This window comes from Xenorhabdus bovienii (assembly GCF_024721015.1).
Taxonomy (GTDB): Bacteria; Pseudomonadota; Gammaproteobacteria; order Enterobacterales; family Enterobacteriaceae; genus Xenorhabdus; species Xenorhabdus bovienii.
In genome coordinates this window covers 1-1793 of record NZ_JANAIF010000185.1, presented here as the reverse complement: position 1 = coordinate 1793, position 1793 = coordinate 1, and the positions used below count along the sequence as shown (strand labels likewise).

At 46.5% G+C, this 1793-nt stretch carries 2 protein-coding genes; one reads left to right on the top strand and one right to left on the bottom strand.

Annotated features, from left to right (window positions below):
- The first annotated feature begins 472 nt into the window (after window positions 1-472).
- Complete coding sequence (locus NXS07_RS19770; protein ID WP_038223737.1) at window positions 473-1198, top strand: Thoeris anti-defense Tad2 family protein; 726 nt, start codon at window positions 473-475, stop codon at window positions 1196-1198.
- Window positions 1199-1246: 48 nt separating this feature from the next.
- Here the strand turns inward: NXS07_RS19770 and NXS07_RS19765 are convergent, their stop codons facing one another.
- Entirely contained in the window at window positions 1247-1669 is a 423-nt protein-coding gene (locus NXS07_RS19765) for a tail fiber assembly protein (protein ID WP_038203881.1), read from the bottom strand.
- Window positions 1670-1793 lie beyond the last annotated feature (124 nt).

The following is a 1793-nucleotide window of genomic DNA, read 5'->3' as shown; positions in this document are numbered from 1 at the left end:
CCGTGGAGTATGAGCTAAATACTCTATTGGAAGGTTATGGTGCTAAATTTGCAATTAATTTTTCTTGATTACTTATCGGATATTAGCCTTATAGAGATGCATTCCTTTTGCTATACATGAATAAATATAACATTGATTCGTATTCGTGTTTTTATGACAGTGTATATCTTCAAATATCACTACTATCGATCACATACCAATCTAGACATGGATGTCTAACCAATATCCTTCGGAATATCATAGGCTCCTGTAGCGCGGCGGCCAATTCCGCACTAATAGGCGATATATTCTGCACTCATTAACACCGAGTTTATAGCTCTATAATGCACAGTGCAGAATGAAACGCTTAGTACTACTACGGAAATAATTTCACGCCGCCATGTCTCGTTGTTCCTACAATCCGGATCGATTTTACCCCAAAAGCTGAGCCGCTATTCTATCGCTGTCTTTTCAATACATATAAGGTAAAAAAATGAGTGAATTAATGGCAAAAGAAGGCACCTATGCATGTGCGCTGCTGCAACTGCAAGACGGCAAGCGCGTCAGCAGAAAAGAATGGGGCAGTCAGAAGGAATGCCTGTTGCGTCATCCCGGACTAGCAGACCAAGTGGTCAACATCGGGGATTATCCGGCACAGGCTGGGGTGAAAGTGGGTACCCGCTTAAATTACTTGCCTTACCTTGAACGCCATACGGCATCGAGGAATGTGATGCCCTGGCTGGCCTCATCGGCTGACCTAGAAGCGCTGGACTGGGAAGTGATTGTCAAGACACCAGAAATCCATAAGCAAGTTGAATATAGACTGGTTTTGGACAAGTACACGTGTTCATCGAGCCGCAATGCAGACCCTGAATATGAAAAATGGACAGTCTCTGAACCTCATCAGTCCATGTTGATTGACAGTAACCTCGATTTTAACGTTCCACGTTTTGACTGGGTGGATAACCATGCCGCCAAACCCAATGAATTTAGTGTTCATTTTAGCAATCAATCGCCTGAGGCCCGCGAAAAATTGAGCGCTATCACCGATAAAAAACTGACTATTACCGTAAAGGGGATCGAATATCCGCTGGGGCACCACACACCCGACTCAGATTATCACCATCCTCGCTATCAAGGCAGTGAGGCTGAAAAAATCGGCGGGCTGGTGAAGGCACAGTTTGGCACTCTTCGTTTCCACTTTAAATGGCATGACTGATGTGATGTTAAAAGCGGTGTCAGGGGCGTTTTCGCCCCTGACCTGACTTTATGTTGGTTGTTCCGGCCATTTGACATCGGGTGCGGTAGTGCAATCTACCCGATTGAGCAGCACCCGGTATTTACGCCATTCGGTTAATGCGGATTTCTCGGCACCCGTTGCCATCTCCAACTCAACCGCATCCTGTAACGGTGCGATAGCGTTTGATGCCTGTGACATCAGGTATTGTTTTTTCCGCTCTGCCCGTTGCTGTTGTTCCTCTGGTGTTGGCGGCGGAATATCGCCCCACGCAGGCAGACCATTCTCACCCACTACGCGACGCTTGCCTTCTGGTGGCCTGCTTGCCACAAACTCCAGATAAACACTCTCGCCAACCTCGATACCGTCCGCAGGCCATTTTCCCACATTGAGGTAGTCCTGCTTTAGGACTTCCGGGTAAAACATATTATTTTTTGCACAATATACATACATGATTAAATCCCCACTGCCCACCAGAAAATATACGACCTATCATCGGGCGCACCCGCCGACTGGTCACAGGTAATGATTGCGCGTTTACCATCATTGAGATTGAAAAAATAGGCGCTGGAATTAC